Annotated in this window: 2 protein-coding genes and 1 pseudogene; 2 read left to right on the top strand and 1 reads right to left on the bottom strand. The window is 65.4% G+C overall.

From position 1 onward, the window contains the following. Together EOA33_RS35335 and otsB are read left to right on the top strand one after the other, a co-directional pair. Window positions 1-371: trehalose-6-phosphate synthase (locus EOA33_RS35335; protein WP_190234486.1), on the top strand; the 371-nt coding region annotated here is incomplete at its 5' end. Beyond that, window positions 368-1,162, top strand: coding sequence for a trehalose-phosphatase (gene otsB / locus EOA33_RS35330; protein WP_127407694.1), 795 nt, complete (start codon window positions 368-370; stop codon window positions 1,160-1,162). The genes EOA33_RS35335 and otsB, both read left to right, overlap by 4 nt. Before the next feature lie 178 nt (window positions 1,163-1,340). On the opposite strand, the pseudogene EOA33_RS35325 reads toward otsB, so the two are convergent. Then, a pseudogene (locus EOA33_RS35325) lies at window positions 1,341-1,527 on the bottom strand (polyamine ABC transporter ATP-binding protein); the annotation flags it as partial.

The raw sequence follows: 1,527 nt of genomic DNA, 5'->3' as shown, positions 1-1,527 counted from the left end.
AGCACCCCCTGCTCGTCGTCGCCGCGCGCGACGACGAGCAGGGGGTGCTACTGCTCAGCACCTTCGCCGGCGCATCGCGCGAATTGCTGGAAGCGCTAATCGTCAACCCTTACGACGCGGCGATGATGAGCGGGGCCCTCTTGCAGGCGCTGACCATGTCGGCCGAGGAGCAGCGCGAGCGCATGCGGCGCATGCGCGAGATCGTGCGCGACAACAATGTCTACCGCTGGGCCGGCAGCATGCTTCTGGACGCCGCGCGCCTGCGCAAGCGTGGCGAGCTCGACCGCGTCACAGCCAATGCCGAGCGGTCAGCGATTGCCGATAATGTCGTCCCCATCTTCGAACGCAGACAGGTAGCAGGACTCCGATGAATTATCAGGCAGAGCTGACACCCCGCCTCCCCGAAGGCCGATGGGCGTTGTTCCTCGATATTGACGGCACCTTGCTGGAACACGCAGCCCATCCCGACGCCGTGTCGGTCAGCAAGGAGCTTCGCTTTCTGCTGCAGGCGATCGAGCGCCGGCTGGACGGCGCGCTTGCTTTCATCACCGGCCGCTCGGTCGCGGCGGTCGACCGACTGTTCGAACCGCTGAAGCTGCGCACTGCCGGTCTCTATGGGCTGGAGCACAGACTTGTCCCGGGCGGCCCTGTCGAGGCCGCTGACGAACCGGCGGACATGGCGGCGCTCGCCGACGAGATCGAACTGGAGCTGGCGAGCCAGGCCGTCTATGTCGAGCGCAAGGGCCCGGTGCTCGCCGTCCACACTCGTGCGGCTCCCCATCTGCTTGCCCGAGCGACGGAGTTGGTCGAGGCAGCGCTGACCCGCCTGCCCAAGGGTTATCGCGTGATTGCCGGCAATGCCGGTGTCGAATTGATGCCGCTCGACGCCGCCAAGGGTGCGGCGATCCGGCGCTTCTTGCAGCTCGATCCGTTCACCGGCCGACGGCCGGTGTTTCTCGGCGATGATACCTCGGACGAAAACGGCTTCGATACAGTCAATGCCGTAGGTGGGATCTCGATCCGCGTGAAGCCGCAGGGACCAACGGCGGCGGGCTATGTCATTGCCGATGTCGCCGGCGCCATCGCCTGGCTTCAGGCCAATTTCGGCGATCTCGCCAAGGAAGCTGGCCGAGGCGATGTCCGGCGTAGTCGCAGACTATGAGCTGCTGTCGCTAATAGGCCTGGTCGTGGAAAATTGTTCGGGGGGCGCGGCCGAAAGCCGATTGTTCCTTTCGTCGGGGCCTGAAGTCTATAAAGCTTGTAGACATTAGTGCCAACCCATCCGCGGCGCCAATCGCTCCGGCGCGAGCGTCGCCGCGGAATAGGGCTGGCCGGAGGGATCAGGCGGGAAACAGGAACGCCGCCGCCGGGTCGAAAAAGACCTGCCGCCGGCTTCCCGTTGCATTGTGCGTCGCCATGGCCGAGGACGTCGGCCTGATGTCGATCTCCTGCCCGGCGACTGTGCGCGCGACGATGCGGCGGCGCTCGCCATAGAAGGCGACATCGACAATCTCGACTGCAAGCTCG

Origin of the sequence: Mesorhizobium sp. M4A.F.Ca.ET.050.02.1.1 (assembly GCF_003997725.1) — a bacterium.
GTDB lineage: Bacteria > Pseudomonadota > Alphaproteobacteria > Rhizobiales > Rhizobiaceae > Mesorhizobium.
This window is presented reverse-complemented; position numbering and strand designations above follow the sequence as displayed.